Source organism: Bacillus sp. NPDC093026 (genome assembly GCF_044754665.1).
Lineage (GTDB): Bacteria > Bacillota > Bacilli > Bacillales > Bacillaceae > Bacillus > Bacillus maqinnsis.
Window position 1 is genome coordinate 100,078 of the sequence record NZ_JBIVPN010000001.1, and the last position, 15,340, is coordinate 115,417.

The 15,340-nt window shown below is 40.6% G+C and carries 15 protein-coding genes; 9 read left to right on the forward strand and 6 right to left on the reverse strand.

All coding sequences use genetic code 11. The features are described 5' to 3' along the window. The first annotated feature begins 4 nt into the window (after positions 1–4). The 8 genes from gltD (at position 5) to ACIQCE_RS00555 (ending at position 8,931) form a co-directional block, all read left to right on the forward strand. On the forward strand, positions 5–1,489 hold the full coding sequence (gene gltD / locus ACIQCE_RS00520; RefSeq protein ID WP_400493162.1) for a glutamate synthase small subunit: 1,485 nt from the start codon (positions 5–7) through the stop codon (positions 1,487–1,489). A 482-nt stretch (positions 1,490–1,971) separates the two neighbouring features. Next, entirely contained in the window at positions 1,972–2,673 is a 702-nt protein-coding gene (locus ACIQCE_RS00525; protein ID WP_400493163.1) for a DUF421 domain-containing protein, read from the forward strand. A gap of 245 nt (positions 2,674–2,918) precedes the next feature. Then, positions 2,919–3,164, forward strand: a complete 246-nt coding sequence (locus tag ACIQCE_RS00530; protein ID WP_400493164.1) for a pectinesterase family protein — start codon at positions 2,919–2,921, stop codon at positions 3,162–3,164. A 98-nt stretch (positions 3,165–3,262) separates the two neighbouring features. Next, complete coding sequence (dacB, locus tag ACIQCE_RS00535; RefSeq protein ID WP_400493165.1) at positions 3,263–4,747, forward strand: D-alanyl-D-alanine carboxypeptidase/D-alanyl-D-alanine endopeptidase; 1,485 nt, start codon at positions 3,263–3,265, stop codon at positions 4,745–4,747. A gap of 19 nt (positions 4,748–4,766) precedes the next feature. Continuing rightward, complete coding sequence (locus ACIQCE_RS00540) at positions 4,767–6,131, forward strand: MATE family efflux transporter (protein ID WP_400493166.1); 1,365 nt, start codon at positions 4,767–4,769, stop codon at positions 6,129–6,131. A 61-nt stretch (positions 6,132–6,192) separates the two neighbouring features. Further along, positions 6,193–6,753 carry a CatB-related O-acetyltransferase gene (locus ACIQCE_RS00545; protein ID WP_400493167.1) on the forward strand — a complete coding sequence of 187 codons (561 nt, stop codon included), beginning with the start codon at positions 6,193–6,195 and terminating at the stop codon, positions 6,751–6,753. Between the two features lie 122 nt (positions 6,754–6,875). Further along, positions 6,876–7,895, forward strand: a complete 1,020-nt coding sequence (locus ACIQCE_RS00550; RefSeq protein WP_400493168.1) for an LLM class flavin-dependent oxidoreductase — start codon at positions 6,876–6,878, stop codon at positions 7,893–7,895. Between the two features lie 217 nt (positions 7,896–8,112). Continuing rightward, positions 8,113–8,931: a uroporphyrinogen-III synthase gene (locus ACIQCE_RS00555; RefSeq protein WP_400493169.1), complete on the forward strand. Its 819-nt coding sequence runs from the start codon at positions 8,113–8,115 to the stop codon at positions 8,929–8,931. Positions 8,932–8,972: 41 nt separating this feature from the next. Here ACIQCE_RS00555 and uptA read toward each other — a convergent pair whose 3' ends face one another. The 3 genes from uptA to ACIQCE_RS00570 are packed head-to-tail and all read right to left on the reverse strand — an operon-like array spanning position 8,973 to position 10,920. Beyond that, positions 8,973–9,575 (reverse strand): undecaprenyl phosphate transporter UptA, encoded by a 603-nt coding sequence (uptA, locus tag ACIQCE_RS00560; protein WP_400493170.1) that lies wholly within the window; start codon positions 9,573–9,575, stop codon positions 8,973–8,975. 50 nt (positions 9,576–9,625) lie between these two features. Further along, entirely contained in the window at positions 9,626–10,513 is an 888-nt protein-coding gene (galU, locus tag ACIQCE_RS00565; protein ID WP_400493810.1) for a UTP--glucose-1-phosphate uridylyltransferase GalU, read from the reverse strand. Continuing rightward, positions 10,513–10,920 (reverse strand): GtrA family protein, encoded by a 408-nt coding sequence (locus ACIQCE_RS00570; RefSeq protein ID WP_400493171.1) that lies wholly within the window; start codon positions 10,918–10,920, stop codon positions 10,513–10,515. Before ACIQCE_RS00570 ends, galU begins: the two co-directional genes overlap by 1 nt. Positions 10,921–11,088: 168 nt before the next feature. On the opposite strand from ACIQCE_RS00570, the gene ACIQCE_RS00575 reads away from it, so the two are divergent. Beyond that, complete coding sequence (locus ACIQCE_RS00575) at positions 11,089–11,319, forward strand: excisionase family DNA-binding protein (protein WP_353855574.1); 231 nt, start codon at positions 11,089–11,091, stop codon at positions 11,317–11,319. Between the two features lie 17 nt (positions 11,320–11,336). On the opposite strand, the gene ACIQCE_RS00580 is transcribed toward ACIQCE_RS00575, so the two are convergent. From ACIQCE_RS00580 to ACIQCE_RS00590, 3 genes are all read right to left on the reverse strand, one after another. Beyond that, the gene (locus ACIQCE_RS00580) at positions 11,337–12,680 is read right to left on the reverse strand and encodes a (Fe-S)-binding protein (protein ID WP_400493172.1); all 1,344 of its coding nucleotides are present in this window, start codon (positions 12,678–12,680) and stop codon (positions 11,337–11,339) included. Continuing rightward, positions 12,677–14,086 carry a glycolate oxidase subunit GlcD gene (gene glcD / locus ACIQCE_RS00585; protein WP_400493173.1) on the reverse strand — a complete coding sequence of 470 codons (1,410 nt, stop codon included), beginning with the start codon at positions 14,084–14,086 and terminating at the stop codon, positions 12,677–12,679. The genes ACIQCE_RS00580 and glcD overlap by 4 nt, the downstream gene beginning before the upstream one ends. A 74-nt stretch (positions 14,087–14,160) precedes the next feature. Further along, a complete protein-coding gene (locus ACIQCE_RS00590; RefSeq protein ID WP_400493174.1) occupies positions 14,161–15,294 on the reverse strand; it encodes a CdaR family transcriptional regulator in 1,134 nt (377 codons plus the stop codon). Positions 15,295–15,340: the final 46 nt, after the last annotated feature.

Sequence of the window (15,340 nt, forward strand, 5' to 3'; positions counted from 1 at the left end):
GACAATGGGCAAAGCAACAGGTTTTATGGAATATAAACGAGAAAAGCCAAATGAACGTGACCCTCTCACTCGCCAAAATGACTGGAAAGAATATTCAGCTCCATATACGGATGAGGTATTAAAGAAGCAGGGTGCTAGATGTATGGATTGCGGGACGCCGTTTTGTCAAATTGGGATGGAGATTAGGGGTGGCGTTTCCGGTTGCCCGATCTACAATTTAATCCCAGAGTGGAATGATCTTGTGTATCGCGGAAGATGGAAAGAAGCGCTCGAAAGACTGCAAAAAACGAATAATTTCCCTGAATTTACGGGGAGAGTATGCCCAGCACCTTGTGAAGGCTCTTGCACAGTTGCCATTCATGATCCAGCCGTATCAATTAAAAATATTGAACGTACGATTATTGACAAAGGCTTTGAGAATGGATGGATTACCCCTAGAATTCCTTCAAACCGCACTGGCAAAAAGATTGCCATTGTAGGATCAGGACCAGCAGGACTTGCAAGTGCTGATCAATTAAATCAGGCAGGACACTCCGTCACAGTGTTTGAACGATCCGATCGTCTTGGCGGGCTTCTCACCTACGGGATTCCAAATATGAAGCTAGATAAAGAGGTTGTAGAGCGCAGAGTCAAACTTCTTCGACAAGAAGGCATTGACTTTGTGACCAATACCGAAATCGGTGTAGATGTGACAGCAGATGAGCTAAAAAGACAATTTGATGCTATTATCCTTTGCACTGGTGCACAAAAACAAAGGGATTTATTAATTGAAGGCCGAGAAGCAAAAGGGATTCACCTTGCGATGGATTATTTGACACTTGCAACGAAAAGCATGCTTGATTCTGGATTTAAAGATAAGAATTTTATTGACGCCAAAGGAAAAGACGTGATTGTCATTGGCGGAGGGGATACAGGGGCTGACTGTGTAGCGACTGCACTTCGCCAAAAAGCAAAAAGTGTTGTTCAGTTCGGGAAGCATCCAAAGCTTCCAGATACACGTGTAGGGGATAACATGTGGCCTGAGCAACCTTATGTCTTCTCATTAGATTATGCTTATGAAGAAGCACAGGCAAAATTCGGAGAAGATCCGCGCCAATATTCCATTCAAACGACAAAGATGGTAGCTGATCAAAATGGAAAATTAAAAGAGCTTCATACCATTCAAATGGAAAAAGTGAAAAACGAACAAGGAAAGTTTGAATTTCATGAAATTCCTGGAACAGAAAAAGTATGGCCAGCTCAGCTTGTCTTTATTGCGATTGGTTTTGAGGGAACTGAACAGCCACTAGTGAAACACTTTGGTGTAAACAGCAAAAACAATCGAATTGACGCAAAATATGGGGAGTTTACAACAAATGTAGAAGGCGTGTTTGCAGCGGGAGATGCAAGACGCGGTCAAAGTCTGATTGTCTGGGCCATTAACGAAGGCAGACAAGTAGCACATGAGGTGGACCGTTATTTAATGGGGAGTTCGGTTCTGCCGAAGTAGGTCAAACAAAGGGTGTTTATCAAATAGAGCAAATTGATATGCTCTCCTAAAGGTAGACAGATGAAATACAAAATCTGTTTGCCTTAGGGGAGTTTTTCATGGCTTTTTATGATGCCAATATGGTTTGATTCACCATCACTTTTTTCCGCTACAACTAGGGAAAACAGTCGCTGGCGATACGCTTGAGTTAGCTGTTTTTCAATCTAACAAGCAGTTAAAACCATTGAAAAATGATGCGTCATAAAAGCGGAGTACTTGCTAAAGGAATGGTGAGCGAATCATGTATTCTGTCCGATGCATGTTTGGAAGATTGATCTTTCATCAGGTTCTCTTCAAGCACCAGATGACGTATGCGTCAAAAATCGTATGAAACATTGATGAAGGGAGACGACGCCTTTATTTTACTGCCCTCATAAGTAGTTTAGATCCTTCCTTTCATGTACATGCTGTAAGTAAATGCTGTAAGAGAGGAAGGTTTTTCTGTGCCATTTTTTAATATTTTTATTGAGCTGGTAATTGGTTTTTTTGCTTTGTTTTTTATTACAAAATTATTAGGAAAAACGCAATTTGCACAAATTACCCCTTTTGATTTTATTTCTGCACTGATATTAGGGGAAATGGTCGGTAATGCCATTTTTGACCAAGAGATTAACTTTTTACACATTCTCTTTGCCGTAGGTGTTTGGGGCGTCCTGATCTACACAGTTGAATGGCTTTCGCAAAGATTTAAATCGATTCGTGCTTTTTTAGAAGGAAGACCGACGCTTGTCATTGATAAGGGGCACATTCACTACAACCGTTTGAAAAAGAATATGCTTGATTTGAATCAGCTACAGACGCTCATAAGAGCAAAAGGCCATTTTGCTCTAAATGAAATTGAATACGCCATTTTAGAAACTGACGGCTCTGTCAGTGTCCTTCCTAAAATAAAGTACACACCTGCTACAGCAGAAGACGTGAATGTGAAAGGAAAAGAAGTCAAATTGCCTAGAACATTCATCATTGATGGGGAAATTTTAAAAAAAGACTTACAAGAAGCAGGTTTTGATGAGACGTGGCTCAAACAACAGTTAAAGCGGCAGCATATCTCTTCCCATAAAGATGTCCTATTCTGTGAATGGATTGAAAATGAAGGCATTTATGCGATGAAATATGATAAGTCTGAAAAAACATCCACAAAATAAAGCGGTGGGTGTTTTTTTATCCAATGAATGAACTTTTTTTGGCTCAGCCACTGCTGTGTTTAAAAATGCTGAAATAAAAAGTCTTGGAGATGGGTATATTACTGCAGCATTCACTACAGAAACACAAAAGTTCGGTTACGTTTTTATTGATTCAACTTTAAAAAAGGGAACAGCAAGTACCCAATCCGTTTATTTAGGTCAGCCTTGTAGACCTCATTCAGCCGTGACTTTTCCTGCATACAAAAATGGATGATCATATCAAACTAGAGGGGTGGCATAATTGGAATCACCCTGATCATGAAAGAACCGCTCGATACAGAGAATATGGGTCAACCGGAACTGGGAGCAACGTGACAAAACGCGTCAAATGGTCAACCATTCTATCAAAGAGCGAAGCCAATCAAATAACGGTTCAAGCTGTTCTTCGGGGAGACGATGGGTGGAATCCAGATAAAATAAAGAACTTGTCAGTTTTCCTCAAAGAAAGCTGACCTTTCTTTTAAAAAAACCTTTGAGAACAAACGTTCTTTTGTGTATAATGAACATAATCTTCTCAAAATGACACTGTTTCAAAAAAAGGAGGGGTTGCGTGAAGCGTTTTTCTCAGTTCATTTTCTTGCAAGTTTGCATGGTTTTCATTTTATTCCTGCCTTTTTCCATGAAAGATGAACAACTAACAGCTCGTACTGATCAAACGGAATGGATGACAGCATTAGACAAGTTGATTCGAACATCACCTGATCTAGATGGCGCAATCTCAGGCATTAGCGTCCGCAATACTTCTGACACCTCTCTTCTTTACGAACACCAAGCTGACATCAGACTGACTCCCGCTTCCAATATGAAACTCTTCACATCAGCCATAGCCCTTGATATACTTGGTGAAAAACACACATTTCCTACAGACATATGGGTGGACGGATCTATCCGGAAGAAAGCATTAAATGGCAATCTTTATCTCCGAGGAACAGGAGACCCGACTTTATTAGAGCAGGACTTTGCTGCATTAGCAAAACAGGTCAAAAAGGCAGGGATACATACCATTAGCGGGCATCTTGTGGCAGATGATACATGGTTTGACGATACCCGTCATTCTATTGACCTCCCGTGGAGTGACGAAGATCAATATTACGGCGCGCAAATATCTGCTCTCACAGCTTCGCCTAATCGAGACTATGATGCAGGAACAATCATTGTCGAAGTAAAGCCAGGAAAAAAAGCAGGTCATAAGGCAACATATCATATGACCCCCAAAACCGACATCGTTCATGTGGTCAACAAAGTCAAAACTGTACCTGAAGGAAGGCAAAAGAAAATCTCTTTTAAGCGCTCTCACGGTACAAACGAAATCACTTTAACTGGTACGATCCCGCTCAAAGCCAGTTCAGTAAGACAATGGGTCGCATTATGGGAGCCAACAAACTATGCATTAGACTTAATGAAACGTGCGCTCAAGTCAGAGGGTATCCAGGTCAAAGGACAAGTGAAAACAAAACAAGTCCCCAAAAAAGCAAAGAAAATAGCTGTCCATTCATCCATGCCTTTATCAGAGTTGCTTGTTCCTATGATGAAATTAAGCAACAATACCCATGCAGATATTTTGCTAAAGGAACTCGGAAAGAAGGTCAAGAACAAAGGAAGCTTTGAAGAAGGACTAGACGTTTTAAATGAACGGCTGCCAGCATTTGGTATCAACACCGCAGGTGCGGTGTTAAGAGATGGTTCCGGGATATCACCGATGAATCTTGTGTCTGCAAATCAGCTCACTCTTTTCCTAACGAAGATTCAAAAGGAAAAATGGTTCAATACTTATTTAGATGCTCTCCCGTTAGCAGGGGCAAGTGACCGAATGATTGGGGGAACATTAAGAAACAGATTGAAAGGACCGGCTACACTTGGAAAGGTACGGGCGAAAACAGGTTCATTAACTACCGTTAGTACACTTTCTGGTTATATCGAAACACAGGGAGGAAAGACACTTGCTTTCTCTATTTTATTGAACCATCTTGTTGATGATGAAAAAGGAAAAGAAATAGAAGACCAAATTGTCAGCTTTTTAGCCGAGAATCTTTAGAAAGAGAAGGAGATACAACATGACGTTAAATAACAATCAATTATTAAAAAAAATGTCCATTTTTCTTGTACCGCTTTTGTTAAGCAATATTTTACAATCGATTGGACAGCTTGTTTCCATTGTATTTGTGGGTAGGTGGATTGGAGAGGATGCAGTAGCTGCTATTTCTGCATTCTTTCCGCTTTTCTTTTTACTCGTTTCTTTTTCAATTGGGATTGGATCAGGAAGTTCCATCCTCATTGGACAAGCTTATGGAGCAAAAAACGAAAAGAGTTTAAAGGAAATCATTGGAACAACCCTATCGTTTACCTTTTTAATCGGATTAAGTTTGGCCATCATTGGAGGATTTTTTGCGACGGATATTTTAAAAATCATGGGAACACCTGCAAATATTATTGAGGAAAGTGCAGCATATGCCAGAATTCTATTTGTCTCTATGCCGATTTTATTTCTTTATTTTGTGTATACGACATTTTTACGAGGAACTGGCGATTCGAAAACGCCTTTTTATTTCTTAATAATTAGTACCGGAACGAATATTTTGCTACTTCCGATCCTTTTATTCGGCTGGCTAGGACTACCCGCTTTCGGATTGTACGGCGCTGCGTATGCCTCTGTTATTTCAACAATCGTGACGTTCATTATTCTCCATATCTATCTATTTAAGACGAAGCACCCACTGCGTATAGATGCATCTGTCAGAAAGCACCTAGTCATGAAAGGGGATTTATTAAAAACTTTATTAAAATTAAGTATCCCTTCTAGTATTAATATGATCTTGATTTCTTTATCGGAAATTGCTGTGATTTCTTTTGTTAATGATTATGGATCACAGGCTACAGCTGCTTATGGTGTTGTCAATCAAGTGGTGAGTTACGTTCAAATGCCGGCGGTTAGCCTTGGTATTGCGGTTTCCATCTTTGCGGCTCAATTTATAGGTTCAGGAAATAACAATCGTCTCAAGGATGTCATTCAAATAGGGCTAGGATTAAACTTTGCCATTGGCGGATTGATCATTATCTTCGTCTATATTTTTGCTCCTCAGATTTTATCAATCTTTTTAACAGATCCTCAAACGATTGACATTGCATATAGTTTAGTCGTCATTACATTATGGAGTTATCTCATTTTTGGTACGGCTCAAATCGTTGCTGCAACCATGAGGGCAAGTGGAACAGTATTATGGCCGACGATCTTTAGTATTTGTTCTATATGGCTTGTTGAAGTTCCAGTCGCTTATGTGCTGTCACACTACACTTCACTTGGCATCAAAGGGATCTGGATAGGTTATCCTGCAGCCTTTTTTGTGAACTTACTACTTCAATACGGCTACTACAAGCTTGTATGGAAGAAAAAGCAGATTGTAGCGCTTGTCCAATCATAATGGAATAGTTCCTATTGGCATATACATACTAAGATCAATTGCTTAGGAGGTCTGATCTTATATGTTTCTAAACCAAAGAAGTGAACTCACCTCGTATGATATCGGTGATTTTTCTTATGCCGGACCGGACTTTCAAGTGCTCTCATGGGGAGAAGGAACCACTTTAAAAATAGGGAAATTTTGCTCCATTGCCAATGAAGTGAAAATTTTCCTTGGTGGCGAGCACCGAACAGATTGGGTCACCACGTATCCGTTTAACCAAATTTTCAAAGAAGCTGCCCATATAAGAGGGCATCCAAAATCAAAAGGAGATGTTCAAATCGGACACGATGTCTGGATTGGATATGGTGCAACCATTATGTCAGGTGTAAGCATAGGAAATGGGGCAGTGATTGGTGCAAACAGCGTGATCACAAAAGATGTGCCACCATATGCAATCGTTGCAGGAAACCCACAGCTCCTCATGAAATATCGGTTTTCTCATGACAAGATTGAAAAACTTCAAACATTAAAATGGTGGGATTTAGAGTTTTCCAGTTTACAGTCTATTTTTCATCTCTTACAATCAAATGATATTGAAACCTGTATAAACGCAATAGAAGAAATAAAAAAGAAAAGATGAAGAAGCCTTTCTCTAGCTTGTAGACCCTGTCTACAAGCTGAATTCTTTAAAAGTGAAATGATTTTATGTTATGGTGTTGAATGAATCTAGTGTGATTTTTGATAGAAATGGGGACATCATTCATGAGTCAATCAGTTTTACAGCGCACGCCTTATTCCGTTTTGAATTTATCATCTGTGACAGAAGGCGGCACAATTAGAGAGTCCTTTCAGCATAGTATGGATTTAGCACAGAAAGCGGAGAAGTGGGGTTTTAATAGATACTGGCTTGCAGAACATCATAATATGGAAGGGGTCGCCAGCTCTGCAACATCAGTCTTGATTGGATATATTGCTGGCGGGACCGAAAAGATTCGGGTTGGGTCTGGCGGCATTATGCTTCCAAACCACTCTTCACTTGTCATTGCAGAACAGTTTGGAACACTAGAAACATTATATCCAGGGAGAATTGATTTAGGACTTGGTAGGGCACCGGGAACTGATCAGCTAACTGCACGTGCTCTTAGACGAAACCTTCACAATGGAGAAGATTTTCCGGAACAGCTTGAAGAACTTCGGCAATATTTAAAACCAACAGGTCAGGTCAAAAATCAGGTAAGGGCTGTTCCAGGGGAAGGACTAGACATTCCAATCTGGCTACTCGGCTCAAGCGGGTTTAGTGCAAGACTTGCAGGAGCACTTGGATTGCCTTTTGCCTTTGCTGCTCATTTTTCACCTAAAAATACAATTCCTGCTTTAGAAATGTACAGGCAGTCGTTCACGCCTTCCGATGTTTTAAAAGAGCCTTATGCCATGGTTTGTGTAACGGTTTTGGCGGCTGATCAAACAGAGAAAGCCGAGTACTTAGCAACCTCACACTATCAGCGTTTCTTAAGTCTGATTCGCAATACACCTGGAAAACTAAAACCGCCTGTTGAAAGTATGGATGGACTTTGGAGCCCTTATGAAAAGGCAATGGTTGATGAACAATTAAGCTCGACAATCATTGGAGATAAACAAAAAGTGAAAAAAGAATTAGAAGCTTTTATGAAATCCACTCAAGCTGACGAAGTGATGATTCATTCAGATATGTTTGACCATCAAGAAAGAATGCGTTCTTACGAGATTATTGCGGAAATCTTTCAAGAGGAACAAAAGAAATAGTGAATAAATAACTGCACTCACCCAGCTTGTCGATAAAGTCGGCAAGCTGTTTTCTTTTTGTTAATTTCATCAAACTATCCTGTTTTCATAACAAAATAAAAGAAAATCTAGTATGAATGAAAGCGAAAAAACGCTCTTTGTTTAGTAGACTCTTGCATCGGCTTCTAATTAAAACTATATTTAATACATACAAATGTGATAGAAAAAGAGGGATAGAATGAGTAAAGGCTTATCTGGAAAAACGATTGCCATTTGTGGAACGAGAAAAACAGAGGAGATGCGTACACTTGTTGAAAAGCAAGGTGGAAAAGCCGTTATTCGCTCTCTGCAAGGAACTGTGTTTTTGGCAAAAGAGGAATTAAAACCAGGCATCGAAAGTGTGATTAAGCAAGGTGCTGATTGGGTAATTTTGACAACAGGGATTGGTACAGATACATTAATTGAAAGTGCAGAAGAATTCAATCTCGGAGAAGCATTCATGGACATTTTATCGAATGCCCGAATTGCTTCAAGAGGCTATAAAACCTTTTTAGCTTTAAAAAAACTTGGGATTCAGCCAGACGTTTCTGATGAAGATGGAACTGTTCGCGATTTGATTTCAAAGCTTGAGGATAAAGAATTTCACGGAAAGCGAGTCATAGTGCAGTTGCACGGTGAAAATGCACCGGCTCTCATACAGTTTTTGAACGACCGGGGTGCAGACGTATTACCGCTTTTACCATACAAGCACACGCCTCCAGAACCAGAGACTGTTGAAACATTATTCCATGAAATGAAGCAGGAGAAAGTGCATGCAGTCTGTTTTACAACAGCTATCCAGGTCCATGCATTTTTCAAACTAGCAGCAGAGTGGGGGAGGAAAGAAGAACTGCAACACCTGTTTCATCAACATGTGCTAGCTGTTGCAGTTGGTAAAGTAACAGCAGAAGCTTTAAAAGAGGAGGGAGTGGAACGGATACTTGCACCAACTCTTGAAAGAATGGGTGCAATGATTATGGAATTATCACATTTTATGAAAAAACAATCCACTCACTAATACAAAACGCCTTTCACTAAAGCAGTGAAAGGCGTTTTGTGTTAAGTTGTCCGTTTTCGATTCGTGCGGATTTTTTTCAGCAGGAAATAAAGAATGATGAGCACAATGGCAATAGCCATAATCGGTGTTGTATATGTATGGGCAACACTTTGAATGTGGTCCCACTTTGTTCCAAGCTGCATGCCGAGATAAATAAATAAAATCGACCAAGGGATCGCAGCAAGTCCAGTCAGTAGGACAAATTTTAAAAATGGCATTTTGGCTATACCTGCTGGAATAGAGATCGCATGGCGCACAACAGGAATAAAGCGTGCTGTAAAAACAACACCTGATCCATAGCGGGCAAACCAGCGTTCTGCTGTTGCAATATGATGTTCATGAATCAATAAATATTTTCCATACTTAGTTAAAAAGGGTCTTCCGCCATATAGTCCGATCCAGTAAATAAAGCACTGGGCAATCGTTCCTCCTATGACGCCAGCAATGACAGCCCCAATAAAACCAATGGACCCTGTTGACACCATATATCCACCATAGGCAAGGACAATTTCACTTGGAATGATTTCAATCATGAGTCCAAGTGCAACGCCTACGTAACCAAGGCTTGTCAGCCAGGTTAAAATTTCATTAAACATGTTTCCCATTCGTTTCACACTGCCTTTAATTGCTAATTTTCTTTCATCTTAATAAAAGACTATGCTTGTTTTGCTTCTCGCATGAGTATGCTTTGCATATATGCTAACAATGCCGGCCGCATATCGTGGCGCATTAAGCCAATCTCAGTCGCTGCTTTAAAACAGCCAAGCTTATCACCAATATCGAATCTTTGGCCATCTAATTGTTTGGCATAAATGGGTGACTGATTCGCGATCTCTTTAAGCGCATCTGTCAGCTGAATTTCATTGCCAGCACCTCTGCCGATTTTTTCTAAAACAGAAAAAATGGTTGGGTTTAAAATATATCGGCCCATGACTGCTAAATCAGAAGGGGCATCATGAATGGATGGTTTTTCAACCAAGTCTGATACTTGAAACACATCGCCTTCTTTTTTAGCTGTTTTTATCATACCATACTTGCTGACATCTAGACGATCAACTTGTTGAACACCGATGACCTCTGTTTTTTTCTGCTCATATACTTCCATCAGCTGAGAGAGAGCGGGCTTCTCTGATACCATGACATCATCTCCCAAAAGAACAGCAAAAGGTTCATCACCAATAAAATGGCTTGCACATAACACAGCATGTCCAAGACCTAGTGGTTCCTTTTGACGAATATAATGGATATTGGCCATATCCGCAATATGTTTGATTTCAGCCAGTTGTTCTTTTTTTCCTTTTTCCAACAGATTTTGTTCTAGCTCAATGGACCGGTCGAAGTGATCTTCAATGGATCGTTTGTTTCTGCCAGTGATGATTAAGATATCTTCAATTCCTGATTGGACAGCTTCTTCTACAATGTATTGAATGGCAGGTTTGTCCACGATTGGTAGCATTTCCTTTGGCTGTGCTTTGGTTGCTGGTAAAAAGCGTGTTCCTAACCCAGCTGCTGGTATAACGGCTTTTTTCATTTTCATAGTGATCAACTCTCCATTTCTTTTTTTTCATTCGTTGATTGAAAGACCCATACATGGCTTCCAGTGAATGTGATGATGAGCCCGACAAAGGTGGCCATCACTTTACTGATGAATAATGTAAAACCTGCTTGCTCTAGTGCATATAGAACAAGGAAGGTAAGGAAGCAGGCACCTCCATTGACAGTCATCCATTTCACCCATTCCCACTTGTCTGCTTTACGCTTCATTTTAAAGGTCCATTTTCTATTCCAAATATAACTGTTTAGCATGCCTGCACTATAGGAAAGGCACTGAGCGAGGAAATAGGGGACAAAGCAAGCGGTCAGTAGAAAAAAGGTCATGAAGTCAATGAGGGTGTTGCTTGCACCTACGATTGAAAATGTGAGAAAGGTCTGAATTCTTTTCCTTGTCATGTGAAAATGGAACACCTCCAATTAGATAAGTGGGCATATGATTACTTTACAAAAGGGAGTTGAAGAATCAGTGAAGAAAAGATGAAAAAAACATGAACAGGCAGTAATCGTATTTTCAGCATCTCATGATATAATTTGTAAGATGAATCTCACTGGTGGTGCACAATTATGTATTTAACCATTGCAGAAACTGCTGAATACCTTGACGTATCTGAAGCATATATTGAAAAATTAATTGAGCAAAAAAAGATACGTACCGTATTTGATGGGTCTTCTTATCTTGTTTATCAAGGGCAGTTCCAAACTCATATGAAGCAGCTTGAACAATACAAGCAGCTCGTGCAAGATATTTTGAATGAACCGATTCCTGAAGACCCTGATGTAAAAGATGAAGATTAAAAAAGCGTTCAGCCTGATTAGCTGGACGCGCGTTTTCCATATTGAACAGCTTCTAATAAAAAATCAGCAAGATGAACAGCTCTCATCTTAGATGCGTCACTTGCACGCTCAATACCTGCGATCATTTGCAGATGACAGCCGGGGTTAGAGGTGACAATTGTAGCAGCCGCCGTTTTGTTGGCTTCAGTCATTTTATGGTCTAAAATTTGCATCGACATGACTGGCTGCATGAAGTTATAAATACCTGCTGAGCCGCAGCAGCGATCGGCATCCTTCATTTCTTTAAATGTGACACCTTCAATCGCCTTCATGAGCAGTCTTGGTGCGTTGTGTACCCCCATTCCATTACGTAAATGACAAGAGTCTTGATAAGTGATGATTTGCTCAGGCAAGGCTAAAGGGATGCGGTGATGAAAATCAAGCGATACTAGTATTTCTGACAAATCCTTTACCTTCTGTGAAAATGCTTCACTTCGCTTCTGAAAAGACCGATCATCTTTTAACAAATGATCATAATCAATTAAGAATGCACCACAACCTCCAGCATTAATCACAATGGCATCGACATCCGTTTGCTCAAATGCTTCGATATTACGCTTAGCTAAATGTTTTGCCTGCTTTTTTTCACCACTGTGACCATGAAGTGCTCCGCAACATGTTTGCATGGGGGGCGTGACAACTTCGCAGCCTGCTAGCTGTAAAAGGTGAATGGTTGCTTGATTTGTTTTGAAAAAAATCGTATCCATTATACAACCAGAAAATAACGCCACACGTTTCTTTCTTGGACCTATGGCTTGGTATTCATTCAAGCGGTTTTTCATTTCTTTTTTACTTGGTATCTTTGGAAGTGCTCGTTCCATCACCTGTAAATGGGAAGGAAGCACCTTTAGAAAACCTGTTTTTTGAGCAGCGGTTTGAAGTCCAGATGTTTGATAAAATCGAAGAAGCCCTGCTGCTTTTCGCATACGGCTCTGTGAGGGGAATAGTCCTTTAAAAACTAGGCGTCTGACCAATTTGACAGGTAACGGTTGTTTTTTATGTTGCTGGATTATGTCCCTAGCGTCTTCAAGTAAACGTCCATATTTGACTCCAGCAGGACATACTGGCTCACATGCGCGGCAGCCTAGACATAGATTTAATGAGTGTTCAACATCTTCATCCGGCTCAATCACGCCATCTCTCACAGCTTTCATTAAAGCAATTCGTCCGCGAGGTGAATGCGTTTCCTCCTGCCTAGTTTCAATATAAGTGGGGCAGGAGGGAAGGCAAAACCCGCAGCGCATACAATTGAGTAGCTCCTTTTCATCCATTTGCTGTTGGAATTGTTGCTGCATTTCTTTCTGTTCATGAGAAGTTGTCATGAGATGACCACCCGCTTCCTCGTTGCTTTTGCAAACATTTTATCGGGATTCATTATGTTTAACGGGTCAAGTGCCTGCTTAATCGCTCTCATTGCTGAGATTCCTTCTTTTTTTACTTTCAGTTCTAAATAGGGGGCCTTCATCAGACCAACCCCGTGTTCTCCGGTAATGGTTCCGCCTAATGAGACTGCTTTTTGAAAAATGGCTTGAAAGGCTTCTTCTACACGTTTCATTTCTTCCTCATTTCTTGCATCTGCTGCACATGTGGGATGTAAGTTTCCGTCGCCTGCATGCCCAAAAGTACAGATTTTCACCTGATATGCTTGTGCGATCTCTTCGATGGCACGAACCATTTTGGCAATTTCAGACCGAGGCACCGTCGCATCCTCTAAAATGGTTGTTGGACTTAAGCGGGCAAGAGCAGATAAAGCAGAGCGTCTTGCAGTTAGTAACGCATTCGCTTCTTCTTCAGATTGTGCGATATGGACGCTTTTTGCTCCACTCTTTTTGCAAATTTCTGCTATTTTTTGTATATCACGCTCAACAGCTTCAGGTATGCCGTCTTGCTCTATTAACAGCACCGCTTGAACGTCTGTTGGCAAACCAATGTGGGCAAAATCCTCTACCACTTCAAGTGTCGGCTGATCCATAAATTCTAACGTGGCGGGAATGATACGCTCTGCAATAATCGCTGAGACAGAAGTCGCGGCTTCCTCCAGGCTTTCGTATAAGCAAAGCATCGTTTGCTTTGTTTCAGGAAGCGGCAAGAGCTTGAGTATCGCTTCTGTCACGATACCTAGCGTTCCTTCTGAACCGACGAATAATCGGGTCATATCATATCCTGCCACGTCTTTTGCTAGTTTCCCGCCTGTTTTAATGATGTCGCCATTTGGCAGAACGACCTCAAGACCAAGAACATAATCTCTTGTGACGCCATACTTTAATCCTCTTAAACCACCTGAATTTTCATTAATGTTTCCACCTAACGTAGAGATTTTCATTGAGCTTGGATCAGGCGGATAAAAAAGGGCTTTTTTCTCTACTTGACGAATCAAGTCCTGTGTAATCAAGCCTGGCTGTACCGTTGCTGTTAGGTTTTCTTCGTCAATTTCCAATAATTGATTCATTCGTTTAAACAGCATAACAAGTCCGCCTTGTGATGGACATGTTCCAGCGCATAGATTCGTTCCAGATCCTCTCGGTACGATTGGAACCATGTATTCGGCACATAGCCGGACAATTTTTTGCACCTCTTCTGTATGGAGAGGACTGACAATGGCATCTGGCATATGCTGAACGTTCGGTGTAGCGTCATAAGAGTAGGCAAGACGGTCTGCCTGATTGTCTTGTACATAACGAGATCCGACAATCTCTTTTAATTTACTTGAAAATTCAGAATGTAACACATACAATCACTCCAGTCGGTTAGACATCTCATTTACAGTATAAAAAAAGAATCGTCTTATTCCTATGGACGATTCTACAAAAAATCAGATTGATTTGTTGATTTTTTTGGATTTTGATCTAATAGCATAAACGCTAAACAAAAGAGCATGGCATCTTGCATTCGTTTTGGATCAAGATTTGTTAAGTCTTGGATTCGTTTCAACCGATAGTGCAAGGTATTAATATGTAGATGCATCGCTTCAGCGGTGTACTTTAATGAATAATCTGTTTTCATTAGCACCCTTAAGGTCTTTATGAGCTCAGGATGGGGAAGAAGGGATGCAATGGTGCGGTCAATAAAAGCTTCTTTCGTTTCTTGACTGATCTCTTCAATGAACAGTTCAATTGTCAAATCTTCATCAAACACAATTGGTGTATCAGCATTGGCTAATTTTAGTGCACGAAATGCTTGATGAAAGGATTGCTTCATCAACTGAAAAGTAGCTGGTTTTCCAGCTCCGATGAAAATCTTCGATGGCGAAAGTCGAGAAAGTGAAGAATGAATGTCAAAAAGTCGTTGCTGAAGATCATTACGGCCATTTTCATTTGTTATCAGCATGAGCAAAAAACGCGCATGTCCCCAGCGCACCATGATTTCCTGATTGGTCAAGTGGAGCATGGCTTTCACAGCTTTGAATTGATCTTGCTTCATAAACGGTTTATCATGATAGTCAATCAGTACAACCACTCGCTGTTTCTTGAGATCGAGCTGAAGAAGATTCGCTTTTTCAGTGATATCAATGGATGTCTCTGGCATATGAATCCAGTCGAAGACAAATGCTTCAAGGTGACGTTCATCCGTCTCAGTTTCTTGAAAAAATTCGTTTTCTTGAATGAGTAGCTCTGTCATTTTTCGAAGAATTTCTCCAAAAGGGGAAACATGCACTGGATCTCCTGTCATGCCAATCACACCAATGACATGCTGCTTAAAGTATATAGGCAGATTGATCCCTGCCTTGATTCCTTTCATGTGCTGCTCATCTTCCTTCGTGAGAATTCGTTTCTGACCTTCAGAGGAAGTAAGGAATGCCCCTTCATGAAATTGACCTATGCGTGCTTTATCCGTCGCGGCAATGATGATGCCATTTGTTTGAGCGATGATAATTTCCTCTGTTAATACCTTTTTGACCTCATCTACTATTTTTTCTGCTAGTGTCATTGTCAGCAAAACGAACCCCTCCGTCCCTTTAACACTATCATACCATCACATGCCC

Excerpts from the sequence above, each read along its gene's own strand:
- gltD (WP_400493162.1), top strand. The coding sequence starts at position 5 with ATGGGCAAAGCAACAGGTTTTATGGAATATAAACGAGAAAAGCCAAAT.
- ACIQCE_RS00550 (WP_400493168.1), top strand. The coding sequence starts at position 6,876 with ATGAGTCAATCAGTTTTACAGCGCACGCCTTATTCCGTTTTGAATTTA.
- ACIQCE_RS00575 (WP_353855574.1), top strand. The coding sequence starts at position 11,089 with ATGTATTTAACCATTGCAGAAACTGCTGAATACCTTGACGTATCTGAA.
- ACIQCE_RS00545 (WP_400493167.1), top strand. The coding sequence starts at position 6,193 with ATGTTTCTAAACCAAAGAAGTGAACTCACCTCGTATGATATCGGTGAT.
- uptA (WP_400493170.1), bottom strand. The coding sequence starts at position 9,575 with ATGGGAAACATGTTTAATGAAATTTTAACCTGGCTGACAAGCCTTGGT.
- ACIQCE_RS00580 (WP_400493172.1), bottom strand. The coding sequence starts at position 12,680 with ATGACAACTTCTCATGAACAGAAAGAAATGCAGCAACAATTCCAACAG.
- ACIQCE_RS00570 (WP_400493171.1), bottom strand. The coding sequence starts at position 10,920 with ATGACAAGGAAAAGAATTCAGACCTTTCTCACATTTTCAATCGTAGGT.
- ACIQCE_RS00530 (WP_400493164.1), top strand. The coding sequence starts at position 2,919 with ATGGATGATCATATCAAACTAGAGGGGTGGCATAATTGGAATCACCCT.
- ACIQCE_RS00540 (WP_400493166.1), top strand. The coding sequence starts at position 4,767 with ATGACGTTAAATAACAATCAATTATTAAAAAAAATGTCCATTTTTCTT.
- ACIQCE_RS00555 (WP_400493169.1), top strand. The coding sequence starts at position 8,113 with ATGAGTAAAGGCTTATCTGGAAAAACGATTGCCATTTGTGGAACGAGA.